This is a genomic window from Gottfriedia solisilvae (genome assembly GCF_002128405.1).
Taxonomy (GTDB): domain Bacteria; phylum Bacillota; class Bacilli; order Bacillales; family Bacillaceae_G; genus Gottfriedia; species Gottfriedia solisilvae.
Window position 1 is genome coordinate 262,447 of sequence record NZ_NETJ01000002.1, and the last position, 17,634, is coordinate 280,080.

General features: G+C 33.4%; 20 protein-coding genes. 19 read left to right on the forward strand and 1 reads right to left on the reverse strand.

The genetic code is table 11. The annotated features are described in order from the left end of the window. Positions 1–15: 15 nt before the first annotated feature. Together CAB05_RS05680 and CAB05_RS05685 are read left to right on the forward strand one after the other, a co-directional pair. Positions 16–1,698, forward strand: a complete 1,683-nt coding sequence (locus CAB05_RS05680) for an internalin N-terminal domain-containing protein (protein ID WP_087998864.1) — start codon at positions 16–18, stop codon at positions 1,696–1,698. Between the two features lie 236 nt (positions 1,699–1,934). Continuing rightward, positions 1,935–2,387, forward strand: coding sequence for an RDD family protein (locus tag CAB05_RS05685; protein ID WP_087998865.1), 453 nt, complete (start codon positions 1,935–1,937; stop codon positions 2,385–2,387). A gap of 51 nt (positions 2,388–2,438) precedes the next feature. Here CAB05_RS05685 and CAB05_RS05690 read toward each other — a convergent pair whose 3' ends face one another. Continuing rightward, positions 2,439–2,747: a hypothetical protein gene (locus CAB05_RS05690; protein WP_087998866.1), complete on the reverse strand. Its 309-nt coding sequence runs from the start codon at positions 2,745–2,747 to the stop codon at positions 2,439–2,441. A gap of 207 nt (positions 2,748–2,954) precedes the next feature. Here CAB05_RS05690 and CAB05_RS05695 point away from each other — a divergent pair, with 207 nt between their 5' ends. From CAB05_RS05695 to CAB05_RS05775, 17 genes are all read left to right on the forward strand, one after another. Next, positions 2,955–3,572: a sterol desaturase family protein gene (locus CAB05_RS05695; protein ID WP_087998867.1), complete on the forward strand. Its 618-nt coding sequence runs from the start codon at positions 2,955–2,957 to the stop codon at positions 3,570–3,572. 930 nt (positions 3,573–4,502) lie between these two features. Then, positions 4,503–5,720 carry an MFS transporter gene (locus tag CAB05_RS05700; protein ID WP_087998868.1) on the forward strand — a complete coding sequence of 406 codons (1,218 nt, stop codon included), beginning with the start codon at positions 4,503–4,505 and terminating at the stop codon, positions 5,718–5,720. A 153-nt stretch (positions 5,721–5,873) separates the two neighbouring features. Next, a complete protein-coding gene (deoC, locus tag CAB05_RS05705; RefSeq protein ID WP_087998869.1) occupies positions 5,874–6,545 on the forward strand; it encodes a deoxyribose-phosphate aldolase in 672 nt (223 codons plus the stop codon). Positions 6,546–6,709: 164 nt separating this feature from the next. Beyond that, the gene (gene rpsU, locus CAB05_RS05710; RefSeq protein ID WP_003152957.1) at positions 6,710–6,883 is read left to right on the forward strand and encodes a 30S ribosomal protein S21; all 174 of its coding nucleotides are present in this window, start codon (positions 6,710–6,712) and stop codon (positions 6,881–6,883) included. Between the two features lie 14 nt (positions 6,884–6,897). Further along, the gene (locus CAB05_RS05715) at positions 6,898–7,347 is read left to right on the forward strand and encodes a GatB/YqeY domain-containing protein (RefSeq protein ID WP_087998870.1); all 450 of its coding nucleotides are present in this window, start codon (positions 6,898–6,900) and stop codon (positions 7,345–7,347) included. A 278-nt stretch (positions 7,348–7,625) separates the two neighbouring features. After that, entirely contained in the window at positions 7,626–7,874 is a 249-nt protein-coding gene (gene yqfC / locus CAB05_RS05720; protein WP_087999544.1) for a sporulation protein YqfC, read from the forward strand. A 48-nt stretch (positions 7,875–7,922) separates the two neighbouring features. After that, on the forward strand, positions 7,923–9,110 hold the full coding sequence (gene yqfD, locus CAB05_RS05725; protein WP_087998871.1) for a sporulation protein YqfD: 1,188 nt from the start codon (positions 7,923–7,925) through the stop codon (positions 9,108–9,110). Positions 9,111–9,113: 3 nt separating this feature from the next. After that, positions 9,114–10,076, forward strand: a complete 963-nt coding sequence (locus tag CAB05_RS05730) for a PhoH family protein (protein WP_087998872.1) — start codon at positions 9,114–9,116, stop codon at positions 10,074–10,076. 74 nt (positions 10,077–10,150) lie between these two features. Next, complete coding sequence (locus CAB05_RS05735) at positions 10,151–12,256, forward strand: HD family phosphohydrolase (protein WP_087998873.1); 2,106 nt, start codon at positions 10,151–10,153, stop codon at positions 12,254–12,256. Further along, positions 12,246–12,743 carry an rRNA maturation RNase YbeY gene (gene ybeY, locus CAB05_RS05740; RefSeq protein ID WP_407920420.1) on the forward strand — a complete coding sequence of 166 codons (498 nt, stop codon included), beginning with the start codon at positions 12,246–12,248 and terminating at the stop codon, positions 12,741–12,743. Before CAB05_RS05735 ends, ybeY begins: the two co-directional genes overlap by 11 nt. Then, on the forward strand, positions 12,724–13,101 hold the full coding sequence (locus CAB05_RS05745; protein ID WP_087998875.1) for a diacylglycerol kinase family protein: 378 nt from the start codon (positions 12,724–12,726) through the stop codon (positions 13,099–13,101). The genes ybeY and CAB05_RS05745 overlap by 20 nt, the downstream gene beginning before the upstream one ends. Positions 13,102–13,147: 46 nt before the next feature. Then, the gene (locus CAB05_RS05750) at positions 13,148–13,546 is read left to right on the forward strand and encodes a cytidine deaminase (RefSeq protein WP_087998876.1); all 399 of its coding nucleotides are present in this window, start codon (positions 13,148–13,150) and stop codon (positions 13,544–13,546) included. Continuing rightward, positions 13,539–14,447 carry a GTPase Era gene (era, locus tag CAB05_RS05755; protein WP_087998877.1) on the forward strand — a complete coding sequence of 303 codons (909 nt, stop codon included), beginning with the start codon at positions 13,539–13,541 and terminating at the stop codon, positions 14,445–14,447. The genes CAB05_RS05750 and era overlap by 8 nt, the downstream gene beginning before the upstream one ends. Positions 14,448–14,768: 321 nt before the next feature. After that, positions 14,769–14,912: a YqzL family protein gene (locus tag CAB05_RS05760; protein ID WP_087998878.1), complete on the forward strand. Its 144-nt coding sequence runs from the start codon at positions 14,769–14,771 to the stop codon at positions 14,910–14,912. 28 nt (positions 14,913–14,940) lie between these two features. Continuing rightward, a complete protein-coding gene (recO, locus tag CAB05_RS05765; RefSeq protein WP_087998879.1) occupies positions 14,941–15,723 on the forward strand; it encodes a DNA repair protein RecO in 783 nt (260 codons plus the stop codon). A gap of 103 nt (positions 15,724–15,826) precedes the next feature. Then, a complete protein-coding gene (ccpN, locus tag CAB05_RS05770; protein ID WP_087998880.1) occupies positions 15,827–16,465 on the forward strand; it encodes a transcriptional regulator CcpN in 639 nt (212 codons plus the stop codon). Positions 16,466–16,485: 20 nt separating this feature from the next. Continuing rightward, a complete protein-coding gene (locus tag CAB05_RS05775) occupies positions 16,486–17,298 on the forward strand; it encodes a pyruvate, water dikinase regulatory protein (protein WP_087998881.1) in 813 nt (270 codons plus the stop codon). Positions 17,299–17,634: the final 336 nt, after the last annotated feature.

The following is a 17,634-nucleotide window of genomic DNA, read 5'->3' on the forward strand; positions in this document are numbered from 1 at the left end:
AGGAGAAGGTGGAAATTGAAAAAAATAATACATAAAACGTTAATATATCCAAAGTCCTCACGTGTCTCATTAAATATAATTGTCTGTGCTATGGTCATTTTATCAACCAATTTATTACCTTCACAAATAATAGCTCAGTCAAACCCTAATGAGATAAAAGCTAGTACATTAGAAGTTTGCCCATTAGGAGAAGAATTGGTGAAGCCAGTTACACAAATTAAAAGTGGGACGAGTACTACTTTTTCAAATATAGCGTTTGCTAGTGATTTGAAGGAGACTGTATTTAATGGGAGGACTCAATTGCAAATTAATGGCACGGAATGGCCTCGTTTTTCAGGTGAAACTCATCGGTTAATGTATGCTGATAACAGACTTTTTGCATTAGGGATTTACGATACAATTCTCATAAATAAGATGGCATTGGCTGCAGGTATTAAATTCGATACTTTAATTGGTGAAGTTTACGCTGTATCTATCCCGTATAATTTCGGATTATATGATGCAACTGGTGATGAGTATCAAAATTTTTTATACGAATTGTTCAATTCTAACCAATTATCATTAAAAAAGGGATCTATTCCACTTACTAAGGACGGACAAACTGGTACTGTAAATTTTACATTTATAGGTACTGGAATAACGGTTGGATTAGCCTTTGGCCTTGAATCTACTAGTGAACTAAAGAAACATAAGGATATGAGAATTGTTTCCTTCAATCCTAGTGTAAAAATGGTGAAACAAATACAACAAATTTTTCCTGATATAAATCTATCTCAGGCGATAGCAGCGAAATTAGGTAAGCAAATAACGGATTACGTATCAAAGGAAGAATTGGAATCTGTTCAAGACTTAACAGCAACAAATAAATCCATTCAAGACTTAAGTGGTATGCAATGTTTAACTAAAATTAAAGATATTAATTTCTCAACAAATCAAATTAGCGATCTAAGTCCATTGGCTGGGTTAACGAATTTAACCAATTTAAGAATAGATCATAATCATATCTCTGATTTGAGTCCTTTAAATGGGTTAAATCAATTAACCCATTTAAATCTAGTAAATCAATCAATCCAATTAGAGCAAGGAACAATCAGAGTCCCAACATTAATCACTATTTCAAATTCGAATGGGAGTACACCACCAATTGTTTGGTTACAAGGAACAGGGACATATGAAAATGGCAACCTTATTTGGAGTACACCTGGAGACAATCAATTAACATGGAGTAATTATGTAACGATTGGTAATGCTAGTTCTGATTTTAATGGAAAAGTGTTACAAAATACCATTGGATTTTTATATTTTAAACAAGTCCCTGATTCAATTAATTTCCAGACTACAACAATTCCTTCAAAGGAAACAATCATCCAAAGGGATGATTCCAATTGGGAAATGTCTGTGTATGACGAACTCCCTGGTAGAGGATGGCATATTACAGCTACAATTGACACCCCGTTAACGTCTACGAGTAATTCATCGCATAAATTGTTAGAGGCACTAGTTTATGTTGATGAAGGAAATACAACTCCATTAAGTAAAACGCCTTTAAAAGTATTTGAGTATATTACTGGGACAGAATCTATTATCCCTATTAATTGGGAGGCTAATAAAGGGGTTTTATTGAAAATAAATCCTACGGAGGTTTATGCAGAATTATATACTACAACAATTAATTGGACATTGACTGATGCACCTTAAATAATAATTTTAACTGAATAATATTTTCTCTGTTACATTTATAGATGGTACACCACTATATAATTTGTGGTGTGCTTTTCTGTTTTTGGCTCTGGATAAAAATAGAATGTTGATTTCCACTGTTCGTTTTATAAAGGGCATTTACTGAGTCAACTCGGCGCAATTTAACATTTTTGTTTCTTTTACGAGATATATAGATTATTTTAAGAATATGGTAATTCTAAAGGAGGATTATAATGGATACTGATTTATACTTAGCAAGTCGGTCTAGCAGACTTTTAGCCGTATTGATTGATGCTTTTATAACTTTTTTATTCTTCATTCTAATGGCATTTTTAACAGGTATTTCAACATCTGAATTTATCGATAACACATTTAATGTAAAGTTTTTCATAATCTCGATATTGAGCATTTTGATATTTAATGTCATTATTCCTACATTTGTATGGAAGGGGCAGACACTTGGGAAACGTTGGATAAAAATTGCAGTTGTAAAAGATACAGATGAAGAAGTTGATTTGGTTACGATGTTATTAAGATCAGTTTTTTTATTTTTTGGTCAAATAACTTTGCCAATCATTTCAAAAATTATCAACCTTATCGCTTTTATTGATCCATTGCTAATTTTTAGACAAAATAAAAAAACAATTCACGATATAATTGCGAAAACGAAAGTAATTGATGTTTAATTGATAAAAAAAAGAAGATAGCCTAATTTATATAGGCTTTCTTCTTTTTTATCATAAAATATGCATACTATGTATATGTTCTCTCGTTTCTTCTGACCCTAAATCATAAATTAATTGGTATGCCTGTTTTAGAAAATAATCATAGCCATTCTTGTTTTCGTGATTCATATCAGTGATCGGCGCAATAAATGCCGTTTGTACGCCTAAAGCTTCATCGTATTTATCAATTTCATCAAAAATCCTGCCCAGTCTTTCTGCTTCATCTTCAGTTGCATCTATTTCAAGTTCATATGGTGCATCACCTTGGTTTGGAACCATTGTTCTAGCTTGTACTGAAACATAATATCTCCTTTTTTCCATCACGATCTCCCTTACATTCATATTTTGTTCTATTTATTATTATCTTCTCTGAACAATTGATTATTCAATTTTATATAAATATCATTTTTTGCAAGCAAAGGGTATGATGTAGAAAGGAATTTGTTGTTATGATATTGAATATTATGTTGATAAATAACACCTTTAAAGTCTGTTTTATAAAAGAGTAAAAAACATGGGGGGTAAGAAATGAAGAGTAAAGGATTATATCAAGATTTTTTTCTACACTTTGATATTTTAGTAATGGGCATCATTTTTGCAATTGGATTTATTTATAGTGTTGGTTTTCACTTTTCATGGGCTGTTTTACTAATCTTTATTGCAGGTTTAGTATTCTTTATGTTTAGTGAGTATGTAACCCACAGATTTTTATTTCATTTAAAAGTACCTAAAAACCAATTATTCCTAAAATTTTTAAAGCGCATACATTATGATCATCATACGTACCCAGAGGATTTAAAGCTATTATTCTTACCTATTTGGTATAGCATCCCTAACTTAGGTGCTCTATGTATCATTTTCTATCTAATCACACAAAATCTTACCTTAACATCTGCTTTTGGAGCAGGCTTAGTATTGATGTTACTTGTTTACGAATGGAAACACTATGTCGCACATCGACCAATCAAACCAAAAACAAAATTAGGTCGTCACATTAAAAAGCTTCACATATTACATCATTTTAAAAATGAAAACTATTGGTACGGTGTATCAACTCCTATTTTTGATGGATTATTTGGAACACTAAAAGATGAAAAAGAAGTAAAAACAAGCGCAACTGCAAAATCATTAGAAGAAAGAATGTAGTAAAAACGCCTTAAATGGCGTTTTTTTATTTGTCTATTTTTAATGGGATGTTTGTGGATTGAAACTAGGTGCTCTACTAATTTAGGAAATGGGAGAATGGCCAAATCCTACTTGCGGTAATGGAGGATTTCTATTCTTTGTTTTTTCTTGTTTTAAATAATTATTGTTCTCCGTCTTTAATAACTACTAAAAGTATCTTTAAGAATTGTTTTACAATTATTAAATTGATAATGTTAATCTGTCTCAAAAAAAAGAAAGTCTCACAAGAAGTTGATTGTAGCGGAAGATGCTCGACTCCTATGGGAAATGCGGGAAAGTTGAGACCTAACAAGAGAAAAAAGGTAGGCATAATAAACACATGTACATGAGAAGTAATTTATTCAACTGATAATTGTTTACCTGCCCTATAAAATAGAAAGTTTTTTACAAGAAGTTGATTGAAGCGAAAGATGCTCAACTACTTTCGGAAATACGAGAAAGATGAGACCTTACAAGGGAAAAAAGGTAGGCATAATAAGCCCACGCACTTGAGAATATACAATATTCAAACTGATAATTGTTTACCTGCTCTATAAAATAGAAAGTTCCACAAGAAGTTGATTGAAGCGGAAGGTGCTCGACTCCTATGGGAAATGCGGGAAAGTTGAGACCCCACAGACGCGAATTCGTCGAGGAGGCTCAACTCACGCCCCATGGAAAGCGAGCATCTGCAGCGGAAAGCAACATTCTTCTTTTACAACGTAAGTATTTAAGAGCGGGTTTTAAAAAGAACATTAACGAATTATTAAACTTATGATAAATATCAAAAAATGTAAATAATTGGACTATGTAATCACTATACATATTAGTAAGGGGAATGAAGTGGAGTTTTAAATTTAGCCTAGAACCTAATCGATATAGTGAAGGTTATTCTAAAATTAGGAGATGTAAATGAATAACTTAAATTACCGGAAAATCTTGTTACTTGGATTTGGATTTTTTGCAATTAGTTTAACATGGTCTGTTTATAATGCCTTTATGCCGAAGATATTAAGTGACTATATCGGATCTTCAGCATTAATTGGTTTTATCATGACATTTGATAATTACTTTGCGTTATTTCTACAACCGGCAGTTGGAGTTTACAGTGATCGTCTAAACACTCGGTTTGGAAGACGAATGCCATTTTTAATGATCGGTATGCCACTAGCAGCACTTTTTACCTTATTAATCCCTTTCCACCAGTCCCTAATGTTACTAGTATTTTTTGTTGTATTTATGAATTTGAGCATGAGTGTTTTTCGTTCCCCGGTTATTGCACTTATGCCAGATTTAACAAGAACTGAACACCGAAGCAAAGCAAATAGTATTATTAACTTTATGGGTGGAATTGGAGCGCTCATTGCTTTTTTTATTGGCTCAATATTATGGGATATGAATGAGGGCTTTCCTTTTTATTTAGCAGGTTCCCTTATGCTCATTAGTTTTATCATTTTGTTTCATTTTATAAAAGAAAAAAGAGACGTCATCAATTATGAAGAAGCAGAAGAAAAAGTGAATTTAAAAGAAGGTTTTAAATCGGCAATAGCCAATAAAAATGCATTATTCCTCTTACTTGCAATCCTCAGCTGGTTTATAGGATTTAATGGTATTGAAACATTCTTTACTCGTTATGGAGAAGTTTATTTAGGAATAAAGGTAAGTGCTGCATCATTTTCTTTTGCGTTTATCTCTTTAGCCTTTTTAATATTTGCGATTCCAGCGGGCTTTATTGGTACTAAAATTGGAAAGAAGAAAAGCATAATCATTGGTATTATCGGCATAATTGTTGGATTTGGCGTTTTGTTTTTCTTGAAAGATATCACTGCGATTCGGATCGTTTTCTTTGTGATGGGATGCTTTTGGGCAATGGTGAATATTAATTCATATCCATTTTTAGCTGAGATGGCACCTGTAGGCTTTATTGGCACATATACTGGCTTATATTATTTATTTGCTTCAATTGCAAATATCGTCTCACCACCACTATTAGGAGCGCTACTTGATATGATTGGTTTTAAATTTATGTTTTTATATGGTGGTTTCTTTATCATTGTTTCTTTCTTTATGATACTTAAGGTTAAGGAAGGTAATATAACGATTGAGAGAAATTCAAACGCATCAATTTAGGTTGATGCTCCTGAGTTTCTTTTTTTATGAGATCAAGGTTCAACTCACATATTTACAATGGAATTACGAATACTAAAACTGCACTTCTTGATTCAAAATTAATTTCTATTCATATAAATGTATTCAAATTTCTAAAGATAAGGGGTATTCATTATGACAACAAATATTTCTAAATTGATTGACCACACGGTATTAAAGGCAGAGACAACTAAATCTCAAATTGAAAAGTTATGTGCTGAAGCGAAAGAGCATCATTTTGCATCAGTTTGCGTTAATCCAACTTGGGTAAAACTTTGTGCATCGTTGTTAATAGGAACAGATGTAAAAGTATGTACTGTAATTGGCTTTCCTTTAGGTGCAAATACAAAAGAAGTCAAAGCATTCGAAACGCAAAATGCAATTGAAAATGGTGCAGACGAAGTAGATATGGTGATCAATATTGGTGCCCTAAAAGATAAGGATACAGAATTGGTAGAACAAGATGTTGCAGCTGTCGTCGGTGCAGCTAAAGGTAAAGCAATTGTCAAAGTAATCATCGAGACAAGTTTACTAACTGATGAGGAAAAGGAGCTAGCTTCAAAATTATCTGTAAAAGCTGGTGCGGATTTCGTAAAAACTTCAACTGGATTTTCAACAGGCGGTGCAACAGTAGAAGATGTAGCATTAATGAGAAAAACAGTTGGACCAGATATTGGTGTTAAAGCTTCAGGTGGTGTACGAGATATAGCTAGTGTGAATGAAATGGTTAAAGCAGGAGCAACACGAATTGGTACGAGTAATGGGGTCACAATTGCTCAAGGAAATGTTGCTACAGAAGGTTATTAAAAAGCACCAGTTATTATAGGTGTGTTAAGGTCCAAACTTGACATTTACCTGTTGACCTAACAATGCTTTATGTATTATAATCGTAAAAGACATGTAGAAAAGTGTTCTTTTTTGCAGTGTTTTTATTGATTGTAAGTGGTAGCTTGGAGGGAGGGAAAAGTAAGATGTCTAAAACAGTCGTTCGTAAAAACGAATCTTTAGAAGATGCTCTTCGTCGTTTTAAACGTTCAGTTTCTAAAACTGGTACGCTTCAAGAAGCAAGAAAACGCGAATTTTATGAAAAGCCAAGTGTAAAACGTAAGAAAAAATCAGAGGCAGCAAGAAAACGTAAATTCTAAGAGAGGGTGTTACTATGAGTCTTCTCGAACGTTTGAATTCAGATATGAAACAAGCGATGAAGGAAAAAAATAAAGACAAGTTAAATGTTATCCGTATGGTGAAAGCATCATTGCAAAATGAAGTGATTAGCTTAGGGAATAATGTAACATTGTCAGCTGATCAAGAGTTAACAATTTTAACTCGTGAAGTGAAACAACGTAAAGACTCCCTCCTGGAATTCGAAAAAGCTGGTCGTGATGACCTTGTGGATAAATTAAAGCAAGAATTACTGATTCTAGAAGAATACTTGCCTCAACAATTATCTGAAGACGAACTTCTTGAAATCGTGCGTGCAACAATTTCAGAAGTTGGTGCTACATCAAAAGCTGACATGGGGAAAGTAATGAGTGCAGTTATGCCTAAAGTTAAAGGACAAGCTGATGGCTCTTCTGTGAATAAAGCTGTAGCTAGTCTGTTAAAATAAACGTCTATTTATAGACGTTTATTTTTTTTGCCCCCAAAAGATGTATTCCTCGTTCATATGCTCGTTTACTGAAACCACATACTAAGTCGAAATCTAATATAAATTTCCAACCACATTGATAAATTTCCCTTATATACGAATGCTTTTAAAGTACTTCCGAACAAATTCATCCGCCATTTCCCTTTTTGTATCATACGTTCTCTAATTTAATCATAAATATGATATGAAAGGGGGAGGAGTCTATCTTGAAAAGATTAGCGCACAATATTAAAAACTGGATGTCAAGTAAGATGGACTTACCACCAGATGTACTCCTTGAGTTACCACGTATTACAATGTTGGGCCAATTACATATTTATATTGAAAATCATAGAGGTTTATTAGTTTATTCAGACAAGGAACTTCGTTTACTGATGAAGCAAGGTCAGCTTCTCATTAAAGGGAAGGATTTTGTATTGAAAACAATGTTACCAGAAGAAATTTTATTAGAAGGCGAAATAGAGCACGTTTATTTTATTAATGAATAACAACTAGAACTTACACCATGATCAGTAAATTGAACATGGGGGATAATCATGAAAAATCAGTGGACAGCAAATCTTACAGGGATGGTTCAAGTAAAAGTAATGGGACTTGGACCTGAACGATTTTTAAATGAGTGTATGCGAAAAGGAATACCATTAAAAAATGTGAAAAAAAATGGACCAAATTCGATTTCCTTTACGATTGATTTAAAGGATTATAAGCGGATCAGAAATATTCCTCGAAAAAAAGAATACAAGGTTTATTTTATAGGAAGACAAGGTCTGCCTTTTGAGATTAGACGAGCTTGGAAGCATTTCGGATTTGTCATTGGTTTAGTAGGCTTTCTCGTCGTATTATTTTTATTATCTAATATGGTTTGGAGAATCGACGTGAAGGGTGCCTCACCTGAAATTGAATATAAGCTGCGTAAAGACTTACATTCACTTGGTGTCAAAACTGGTGTGTCACAATTTTCATTACCAAAGCTTCAAACAATACAAAAAAAATTACAGGATGATAATCCGTCAATCACTTGGATTGGTGTTCAATTAAAAGGGACTACCTTTCATTTTGAAGTTGTAGAAAAGCATTTACCAAAGCCTGATCGAAAAATAAGACCAAGACATATCGTAGCGAAAGAAGAAGCAGTTATTACGAGTATGTTCGTCGAAAAAGGAAAACCTTTAGTTACTACGAATGATTATGTAAAAAGGGGCCAAGTATTAGTTTCAGGCATCATTGGTACTGAAGATCACCCGATTATCGTTCCAGCAGTTGGAAAAGTAATTGGGGAAGTTTGGAGAGAAGAAATTGTCAGCATCCCTTTAAATACAAAATTTACTGTACTGACAGGAGAAAAAAAGAAAAGATATTATATCGGAACAAGCCAAAGTAAAATAAAATTCTGGGGTTTTGATAAAAATAAGTTTAAAGCTTTTCAAACTGAAGACAATAAGTATCAATTTAAATTCCTAAAGTGGAAATTACCAATTTATTTTACGAAAAAAACAATCCATGAAAGTGAAGATATTGTAAGAACATACACAAAGGCTGAAGCAATTAATGTCGGAAAACAAACAGGTAGAAATGATTTAATGGATAAGTTAAGTCAGGATGCCAAAATTTTACAAGAAAAAGTTTTGCACGAGTCATTAGACAATGGTAAAGTTAATTTAAGAATATATTATAAAGTTTTAGAAGATATTACGAAAACGAAAACTATTGTTCAAGGGGACTGAGTAATGCCAGAACAACTACTAACGATAAATCAACAAATAGAAGATCCAAACGAAGCGATTGCCTTATTTGGCACAAATGATAAGCACCTACAAATTATTGAAAATATGCTTGATGTGAATATTGTCACGCGTGGTCAATCTGTACAAGTATCTGGAGCTAGTGAAGACGTAGGAACTGTTGAACAAATTATTCAAGCGTTATTAGAGGTTATCAGGAATGGTGTGAGTATTACATCAAGAGATGTTACTTACTCGATTCAAATGGCTAAAGAAGGAAAGTTAGCATCATTTGCAAGATTATATGACGAAGAAATTATTAAAAATTCTAAAGGGAAAGCTATTCGAGTAAAAACCTTTGGACAAAGACATTATCTTCGCGCTATTCAATCAAATGATTTAGTATTTGGTATAGGTCCTGCTGGAACAGGTAAAACATATCTTGCAGTTGTAATGGCTGTTCAAGCATTAAAAAATAACAAAGTGAGTAAAATTATTCTAACGAGACCAGCTGTTGAAGCTGGTGAAAGCTTAGGATTTTTACCAGGTGATTTGAAGGAAAAAGTTGATCCATACTTAAGACCATTGTACGATGCATTACACGATGTACTCGGTCAAGAACACACGGTCCGTTTAATTGAAAGAGGTACGATTGAAATAGCACCTCTTGCATATATGAGGGGAAGAACATTAGAAGATGCATTTGTCATTTTAGATGAAGCTCAAAATACGACGATGGCTCAAATGAAAATGTTTTTAACTCGTCTAGGATTTGGCTCTAAAATGGTTATTACAGGTGACCCTTCTCAAATTGATTTACCAAAAGGAGTTAAATCTGGTTTAATCTCTGCTCAACATACGCTAAAAGGTGTCGAAGGTATTGGAATGACAATACTAGAGCAGACAGACGTAGTCCGTCACCCACTCGTTCAAAAGATTATTCAAGCTTATGACGTAGCAAAAGAATAAATCGTAGTGACCCTACAAAGTGATAGGGTCATTTCGTGTTTTATCGAAGGTGCAGTACTAGTAAGGGGGAAATGATGAATAATTTGCAAGCTTTACTCCAACGATTTAAGAATCAATCACTTGTCATATTATTTTGTATCATAACTTTAGGTTTAACGAGTTTTCTTCTTCTAATTAGTCATGTTAGACCAATAAAATACGATGTTGAGCTATTATCAATTTCAGACCAAACAATCTATTCTCCGATTACAATTGAAGATAAGGTTGCTACATATAAAAAACGTCAAGAAGCTGCAGCAAGAGTTGAAGATGTATATAAATATGAAGAAAATTACACCCAAAATCGGATCGATATTGTTAATTCTATTTTTGATATTGTAGAAGAAGTAACGAACGAAAATGTTAAAAGTAGTCAATCTATCAATGGACAAGCGTTAATCAAAAAAGAGATTAATCAAGTGAAAGAAAAGCTTCCAGATGATATTCGTAAAAATTTTGAAGACGATTTAATCAGTTCTTTATTGAAGTCATCAACTGAACAATTAAATATCGCAAAGGCTTCTTTAAATACGGCTATCAATAATGTTATGTCCGATGAAATTACAACAAATCAAATTGAAGAAGCACGAGCAAATCTTAGAACAGAATTATCATATGTTAGCGTTAATCCTGGTTTAAAAGATGCGATGATCAATATAGGGGAATTTGCAATTGTTCCAAACTATTTTTTTGATGCAGACGTAACAAAAGAACGCAAACGACTAGAAAGCGAAGCTGTTGATAGTGTCTATATTCTTCAAGGGCAGGTTCTTGTAAAAGTTGGAGAAACGATTACAAAAGAAAAATATGATCAATTGAAACTAGTCGGACTGATTAAAAACAATCAGTCTGTTCAGCCATATGTTGGTTTAATTTTATTAATAGGTGTCTTGCTTTACTTTGTGTTAAAACAAACAGAGTCTTTAAAAGAGAATGATAATAACTATATCGTCGCTTACTTTGGTATCGTCATTTTTACACTTTTAATATTGAAAATTGTAAGTTTGTTCCAAAAAATTGAGTTTTCAGGTCTTGTATACGTTGCACCAGTTGCAATCGGTACTTTGTTAATTAAATTCTTATTAGGGAATCGCTATTTAATGGTGACGGCGATTATCTTCTCAATTTGTGGAAGTATCATGTTTAATGAAGAGGTAAATGGTGCAATTAATTATTCAACGGGAATTTACATATTATTTAGCTCAATTGCCGTTTTATTTTTAAATGAAGAACGAAATAAACGTTCGATGATTATCCATGCCGGTGTGCTTATCTCGTTAGTTAATATCGCAACTTTATCGGCACTGATGTTAATTCGAAATGGACAATATTCTTCAGTGGAAATTGGCATTTACTTATTAATGGGATTAATTTCTGGGATCTTATCTAGTGTGATCACAATGGGAATTCTTCCATTTGTAGAGGATTCTTTTGGTATGGTTTCGTCATTTAAGTTAGTTGAGTTAGGTAGTCCGAATCATCCATTATTACGTAAAATCTTATTAGAAGCACCAGGAACATATCATCATAGTATTATGGTTGCGAATCTGGCAGAAGCCGCATGTGAAGCTATTGGAGCAAATGGCTTATTAGCTAGGGTAGGATCGTATTATCATGATATTGGTAAGACGAATAATTCAGGCTTCTTTATTGAAAATCAAATGGGTGGTCATAACCCGCATGACCGGATTAAACCTTTACAAAGTAAAGATATTATTTTTCGTCATGTAAGTGATGGAGTAAAAATACTAAAAAAATATAATTTGCCAAAAGATATAATTGATATTGCAGCTGAACATCATGGTACAACTTTATTAAAGTATTTTTACTACAAGGAAAAAGAAGTTAATCCTGAAGTTAAAGAAATTGATTTCCGTTATCCAGGTCCTAAAGCTCACACGAAAGAATCTGCCATTGTTGGTATTGCTGACAGTGTTGAAGCAGCAGTACGTTCTTTGAAGGATCCAGATATGGAAAAAATTGAAGAGCTTGTTTCTGCCATAATGAATGATCGTTTAAATGACGGGCAATTTGCAATGTGTGAATTGAATCTAAAAGAATTACATATCATTGAAAAATCATTATGTGAAACATTACAAGGTACCTTCCATTCTAGAATACAGTATCCAGATGAAAGATAAGGTGAAAAAAATGGTTCAATTAGAAATAGACTTTATAGATGAAACGAATGAAGTAACAGACGAGCAACAAGAAGATTTAAAAGGTCTTATTGAATGTGCCCTTGAATTTGAAGGATTAAGTGGTGAGGTAGAAGTCTCAATCTCGTTTGTTGACGATGAAAGAATTCACGAAATCAATAAAGAATATCGCGAAAAAGATCGTGCAACAGATGTGATTTCATTCCCTATGGAAGAGCTAGGTGAAGGTGAAATTGAAATAGTCGGTGTTGACTTGCCTAGAACACTTGGGGATATTGTGATCTCTATTCCTACAACAAAAAGACAAGCAGAGGAGTACGGACACTCATTTAGACGTGAGTTAGGCTTCTTAGCTGTACATGGTTGCTTACATTTACTTGGTTATGATCATATGAATGAAGCTGATGAAAAAATTATGTTTACTAAACAAAAGGAAATTTTAGAAAAATATGGGCTTGAGAGACTATAAGAGAGCTTCATTACTGAACTCCTTTGGATATGCAATAAATGGTATTATTCGTGTGATTAAAGAGGAAAGAAACATTAAAATTCACTTATGTGCAACATTAATTGTGATTGCTTTGGCTTCATATTTTCATTTTAGCCGGAATGATTGGATGGTTTTATTGATTATCATCACAATTGTCATTTCGCTAGAACTTGTAAATTCTGCAGTTGAAGCTGTCGTCGATTTAGCATCTCCAGAAATTCATCCATTGGCAAAAAAAGCGAAAGATGTAGCTGCGGGTGCTGTTTTGGTTGCTGCAATTGTTTCTGTCATAATAGGATTTTTGCTATTTCTTCCTTATTTTACTATACTACGGTAATAACACTGATTTTCGTAATTCTCTCGATATGAGGAGGCTATTTTACATGGATAAACAATCATTAATTAATGAAGCTATAAAAGCTAGAGAAAAAGCTTATGTACCATATTCAAAATTTCAAGTAGGAGCGGCATTACTTACAAAGGATGGTCAAGTCATTCATGGATGTAATGTAGAAAATGCTTCTTATGGACTTACAAATTGTGCTGAACGAACTGCGTTATTTAAAGCGTACTCAGATGGTATTACTGAATTTTCAGCAGTGGCTGTCGTTGCAGATACGAAAGGACCAGTTCCACCATGTGGTGCGTGTCGCCAAGTATTATTTGAACTGTGTAAACCAGACACAGTTGTTTATTTATCAAACTTAAATGGAGTAGTCCAAGAAACTACAGTAAAAGAATTATTGCCAGGAGCATTTACACCGGAGGATTTAAATGAATAAAGAAAGTTATAAATCAGGCTTTGTTTCAATTATAGGAAGACCAAATGTAGGGAAAAGTACGTTCCTTAATCGAGTGATTGGTCAAAAAATTGCTATAATGAGTGATAAGCCTCAAACAACTCGTAATAAAATTCAAGGTGTGTACACAGAAGATGATGCACAAATTGTCTTTATTGATACACCAGGTATTCATAAGCCGAAACATAAACTTGGGGATTTCATGGTAAAAGTGGCTCAAGAATCAATAAAAGATGTTGATGCAACTTTATTTATGGTGAATGCCGATGAAGGTTTTGGTCGAGGAGACGAATTTATTATCGAGAAGCTACAAGGTACACGTAGCCCAGTTATTTTAGTTATCAATAAAATTGATACGATTCATCCAGAAGAACTGTTTAACATCATTACAAAGTATAAAGATTTATATGAGTTTGCAGAAATCGTACCAATTTCAGCGCTTCAAGGAAATAATGTGGATCGTTTACTAGAAGTTATTAAAAAATATCTTCCTGAAGGACCTCAATATTATCCTGCAAATCAAGTAACGGACCATCCGGAACGATTTATTATTTCGGAGTTAATTCGTGAAAAAGTATTACATTTAACTAGAGAAGAAGTTCCTCATTCAATTGCCGTGATTATCGAACAAATTGAAAGAAGACCTGAAGGTAACGCTATTTATGTGAATGCTACAATAGTCGTTGAACGTTCATCGCAAAAAGGTATTATTATCGGTAAACAAGGTAGTATGTTAAAAGAAGTTGGCAAACGTGCTCGATTAGACATACAAAATTTACTAGATACAAAAGTATTCCTTGAGCTTTGGGTTAAAGTTCAAAAAGACTGGCGTAACAGAATGTCTCAATTAAGAGATTTAGGTTTCCGTGAGGACGAATATTAATCAAGTAAGTTAAAGGGAATTGAGTTTTAAGCGATTCCCTTTTTTGATACAGAGGTGGACAGGCTAAGGAGAAAAATCTTAGTGTAAATATTAAAGAAACATTCTTGCATTGCACTTTGATAAGTTCTCTGGCTCTTGTCACCATAAAAAAATAATGCACACTTTTTATAGTTTTGCAAGAGTTTTATTTGTATTTTTTATAAATTTTGTGCACATGAAAACTGGGAGAGAAGGTCACATTATAAGTAAGCAGGGAAAGTAGTATTTGGCTAATAGGTAATGAGCAATGAGTTGTAGCTATTCTTGAAAGGTGGTTTCTCAATGTTGAATTTTACCTGGGATGTCTTTTCTAAAACTGGAAATGTTGAGACGTATTTAATATTTAAGCAGCTTGAACAGGAACATGTGGAACAGAAAAGTTACATTGATGAAGAAATAGCTGATATTGATTCCCTACATACGTAACCTTCATCCAATTGGATGGTGAGTTGTATTGTTACAACGAGTAGAAGGGATAGTTTTACGTGCTAATCCTTATGGAGAGTCAAATGTAATTATTACTCTCCTGACTAGAGAATTAGGTAAGATTGGAGTTGTGGCAAGAGGAGCAAAGAAGACAAATAGTCGACTCGCTTCTGTTACACAACTCTTTACATATGGTTCATATTTAATTCAAAAAGGTTCTGGATTAGGTACCTTAAGTCAAGGTGAGTTAATTGATTCGTTTAGAGATTTGAGGGAAGATTTGATCGCTACTTCCTACGCTTCGATAATTGTTGAATTAACTGATAAAGCAGTTGAGGAGAAAAAAAATAATCCATACTTATTTGAGTTAATTCTCCAACTTCTTCAACGTATGAATGATGGTGCAGATGCGGAGGCGTTAACTTACTTATATATGACAAAAATGATACCAGTATTAGGATATCATCCTTTCTTTGATTATTGTATCAACTGCAAATGTAGTGCCAATGAAAATATATTTGTAGCTTTCTCTGTGAAAGATGGTGGATTTTTGTGTCAGCGTTGTAAACATACTGATCCATATGCATTCTCCATAACTGAAAAGTCTGTCAAACTAATGAGATTGTTTTATCATTTCGATGTAAATCGACTTGGTAAAATTGAAGTTAGTGAACAGACGAAAAAGGTATTACAACAAATTTTGTTTTCATATTATGATGAGTATAGTGGGATTTATCTAAAATCCCGTAAATTTTTAGAACAATTGAAGGCGATGGATAATTTCTTAAAATCGGATAAGAAGTCGGAATAACTTGAAGAAGGAAATAGGCTAACTATTTCCTTCTTTCTTTTGTAAATTGTAAAAATAGTATATAATATTTAGTTAGAGAGTATAGCATATTGGAACGTTAGGGGTGAGGAACATCGAACTGACAAAAAGACAAACTCAAATTCTTGAAATTGTAAAATCAAATGGGCCGATTACGGGAGAACATATAGCAGATAGGCTCGCACTAACTCGAGCAACGCTTCGCCCTGACTTAGCAATTCTTACAATGACTGGATTTTTAGAGGCAAGGCCACGAGTAGGTTATTATTACACGGGAAGAACGAGTGGTGCTCAAATTATTGAGAAAATCAAAAAATTGACTGTGAAAGATTTTCAGGCAATACCAGTTGTAGTTGATAGAAGTTCGTCAGTATATGATGCAATTGTTACAATGTTTCTTGAGGATGTAGGTACTTTGTTTGTTGTCGATCAAAATACGGTATTATCGGGTGTATTATCTAGAAAAGATTTACTTAGAGCAAGTATAGGAAATAAGGACCTGCATACATTACCTGTAGATATCATTATGACTAGAATGCCAAACATTACAATTTGCTATAAAGATGATACAATCTATAACGTAGCAAAGAGTTTAATTGAGAAACAAATTGATGCTGTCCCAGTTGTTCGTGAAAGTGAACATGGACTTGAGGTAATTGGTCGATTTACAAAAACAAATTTTACTCGTGCGATCGTAGACTTAATGAACAATGACATGTTTTAGTAAAATTAAGAGGTGAACATATGGGGAATTCAATCGTTTATGTTGTATCTGATTCAGTTGGTGAAACAGCGGAGCACGTCGTTAAAGCAGCTATCAGTCAATTTCATTATAAATTTGAAATTAGACGCGTACCTTATGTTGAGGATGTAGCAACACTTATTGAAATCGTTCAAGTAGCAAAAGAGAATAACGGAATTATTGTTTTTACATTAGTAAAACCAGATATGAGAAATGCAATCCTTGATGAATCGAAAAAAGCCGGTATCATTGTATATGACTTAATTGGTCCACTAATTGATACGATTGCGTCAATTAACCAAATGGAGCCAAAAAATGAACCAGGTGTTGTCCGAAAATTAGATGAGGATTATTTCCAACGAATCGAAGCAATTGAATTTGCAGTGAAGTATGATGATGGAAGAGACCCTAGAGGGATTGAAAAAGCTGATATTGTATTAATTGGTGTATCAAGAACATCGAAAACGCCTTTATCTCAATACTTAGCACATAAAGGCTTAAAGGTTGCGAATGTACCATTAGTACCAGAGGTAGATCCTCCTGAGCAATTATATAAAGTTCCAAAAGAACGTTGTTTTGGGTTAATGATCTCACCTGAGAAATTAAATCATATCCGAAAAGAAAGATTAATTTCATTAGGGCTTCATGATGGGGCGAGTTATGCAAACATCGCAAGAATTGAAGAGGAACTTAAACATTTTAATAATGTAGTGACTCGTATTGGCTGTCAGATCGTTGATGTTTCAAGTAAAGCGGTTGAAGAATCAGCAAATGTAATTTTAGGTCAGTATTATCAAAATAGACATATTAGATAATTTCTTTTAGTTTTTGTTCTTGTCGACACAATGACAAATAGACACATTAGATCATTCTAATGTGTTTTCTTTTTTTAAGGCTCTTTTCAGAAATTGTTGTTTTTTCAATTGAAAATAAGTTGCAACGGAAGGTGTGAGACTCCTGTGGGAGATGCGGGAAGGGAACATCCTGGAGTTGTAATCAACTAACACATTCTTAAATAGCAACAATAGATACAGAAAACAGCCTTTTTTTAATTCATAAAAATGAACAAAAAATTCTTTGATGCATATTGCTAGATTTCCACTGTGAAATAGATTATAATAAAAAATTGTATGAAAAGAGTTAATTATAGG

What these genes read in the sequence shown, in the direction of transcription:
- CAB05_RS05685 (WP_087998865.1), top strand. Translation starts at nt 1,935, where the DNA reads ATGGATACTGATTTATACTTAGCAAGTCGGTCTAGCAGACTTTTAGCC.
- CAB05_RS05690 (WP_087998866.1), bottom strand. Translation starts at nt 2,747, where the DNA reads ATGGAAAAAAGGAGATATTATGTTTCAGTACAAGCTAGAACAATGGTT.
- CAB05_RS05695 (WP_087998867.1), top strand. Translation starts at nt 2,955, where the DNA reads ATGAAGAGTAAAGGATTATATCAAGATTTTTTTCTACACTTTGATATT.
- CAB05_RS05700 (WP_087998868.1), top strand. Translation starts at nt 4,503, where the DNA reads ATGAATAACTTAAATTACCGGAAAATCTTGTTACTTGGATTTGGATTT.
- deoC (WP_087998869.1), top strand. Translation starts at nt 5,874, where the DNA reads ATGACAACAAATATTTCTAAATTGATTGACCACACGGTATTAAAGGCA.
- rpsU (WP_003152957.1), top strand. Translation starts at nt 6,710, where the DNA reads ATGTCTAAAACAGTCGTTCGTAAAAACGAATCTTTAGAAGATGCTCTT.
- CAB05_RS05715 (WP_087998870.1), top strand. Translation starts at nt 6,898, where the DNA reads ATGAGTCTTCTCGAACGTTTGAATTCAGATATGAAACAAGCGATGAAG.
- yqfC (WP_087999544.1), top strand. Translation starts at nt 7,626, where the DNA reads ATGTCAAGTAAGATGGACTTACCACCAGATGTACTCCTTGAGTTACCA.
- yqfD (WP_087998871.1), top strand. Translation starts at nt 7,923, where the DNA reads ATGAAAAATCAGTGGACAGCAAATCTTACAGGGATGGTTCAAGTAAAA.
- CAB05_RS05730 (WP_087998872.1), top strand. Translation starts at nt 9,114, where the DNA reads ATGCCAGAACAACTACTAACGATAAATCAACAAATAGAAGATCCAAAC.
- CAB05_RS05735 (WP_087998873.1), top strand. Translation starts at nt 10,151, where the DNA reads ATGAATAATTTGCAAGCTTTACTCCAACGATTTAAGAATCAATCACTT.
- ybeY (WP_407920420.1), top strand. Translation starts at nt 12,246, where the DNA reads ATGAAAGATAAGGTGAAAAAAATGGTTCAATTAGAAATAGACTTTATA.
- CAB05_RS05745 (WP_087998875.1), top strand. Translation starts at nt 12,724, where the DNA reads ATGGGCTTGAGAGACTATAAGAGAGCTTCATTACTGAACTCCTTTGGA.
- CAB05_RS05750 (WP_087998876.1), top strand. Translation starts at nt 13,148, where the DNA reads ATGGATAAACAATCATTAATTAATGAAGCTATAAAAGCTAGAGAAAAA.
- era (WP_087998877.1), top strand. Translation starts at nt 13,539, where the DNA reads ATGAATAAAGAAAGTTATAAATCAGGCTTTGTTTCAATTATAGGAAGA.
- CAB05_RS05760 (WP_087998878.1), top strand. Translation starts at nt 14,769, where the DNA reads ATGTTGAATTTTACCTGGGATGTCTTTTCTAAAACTGGAAATGTTGAG.
- CAB05_RS05775 (WP_087998881.1), top strand. Translation starts at nt 16,486, where the DNA reads ATGGGGAATTCAATCGTTTATGTTGTATCTGATTCAGTTGGTGAAACA.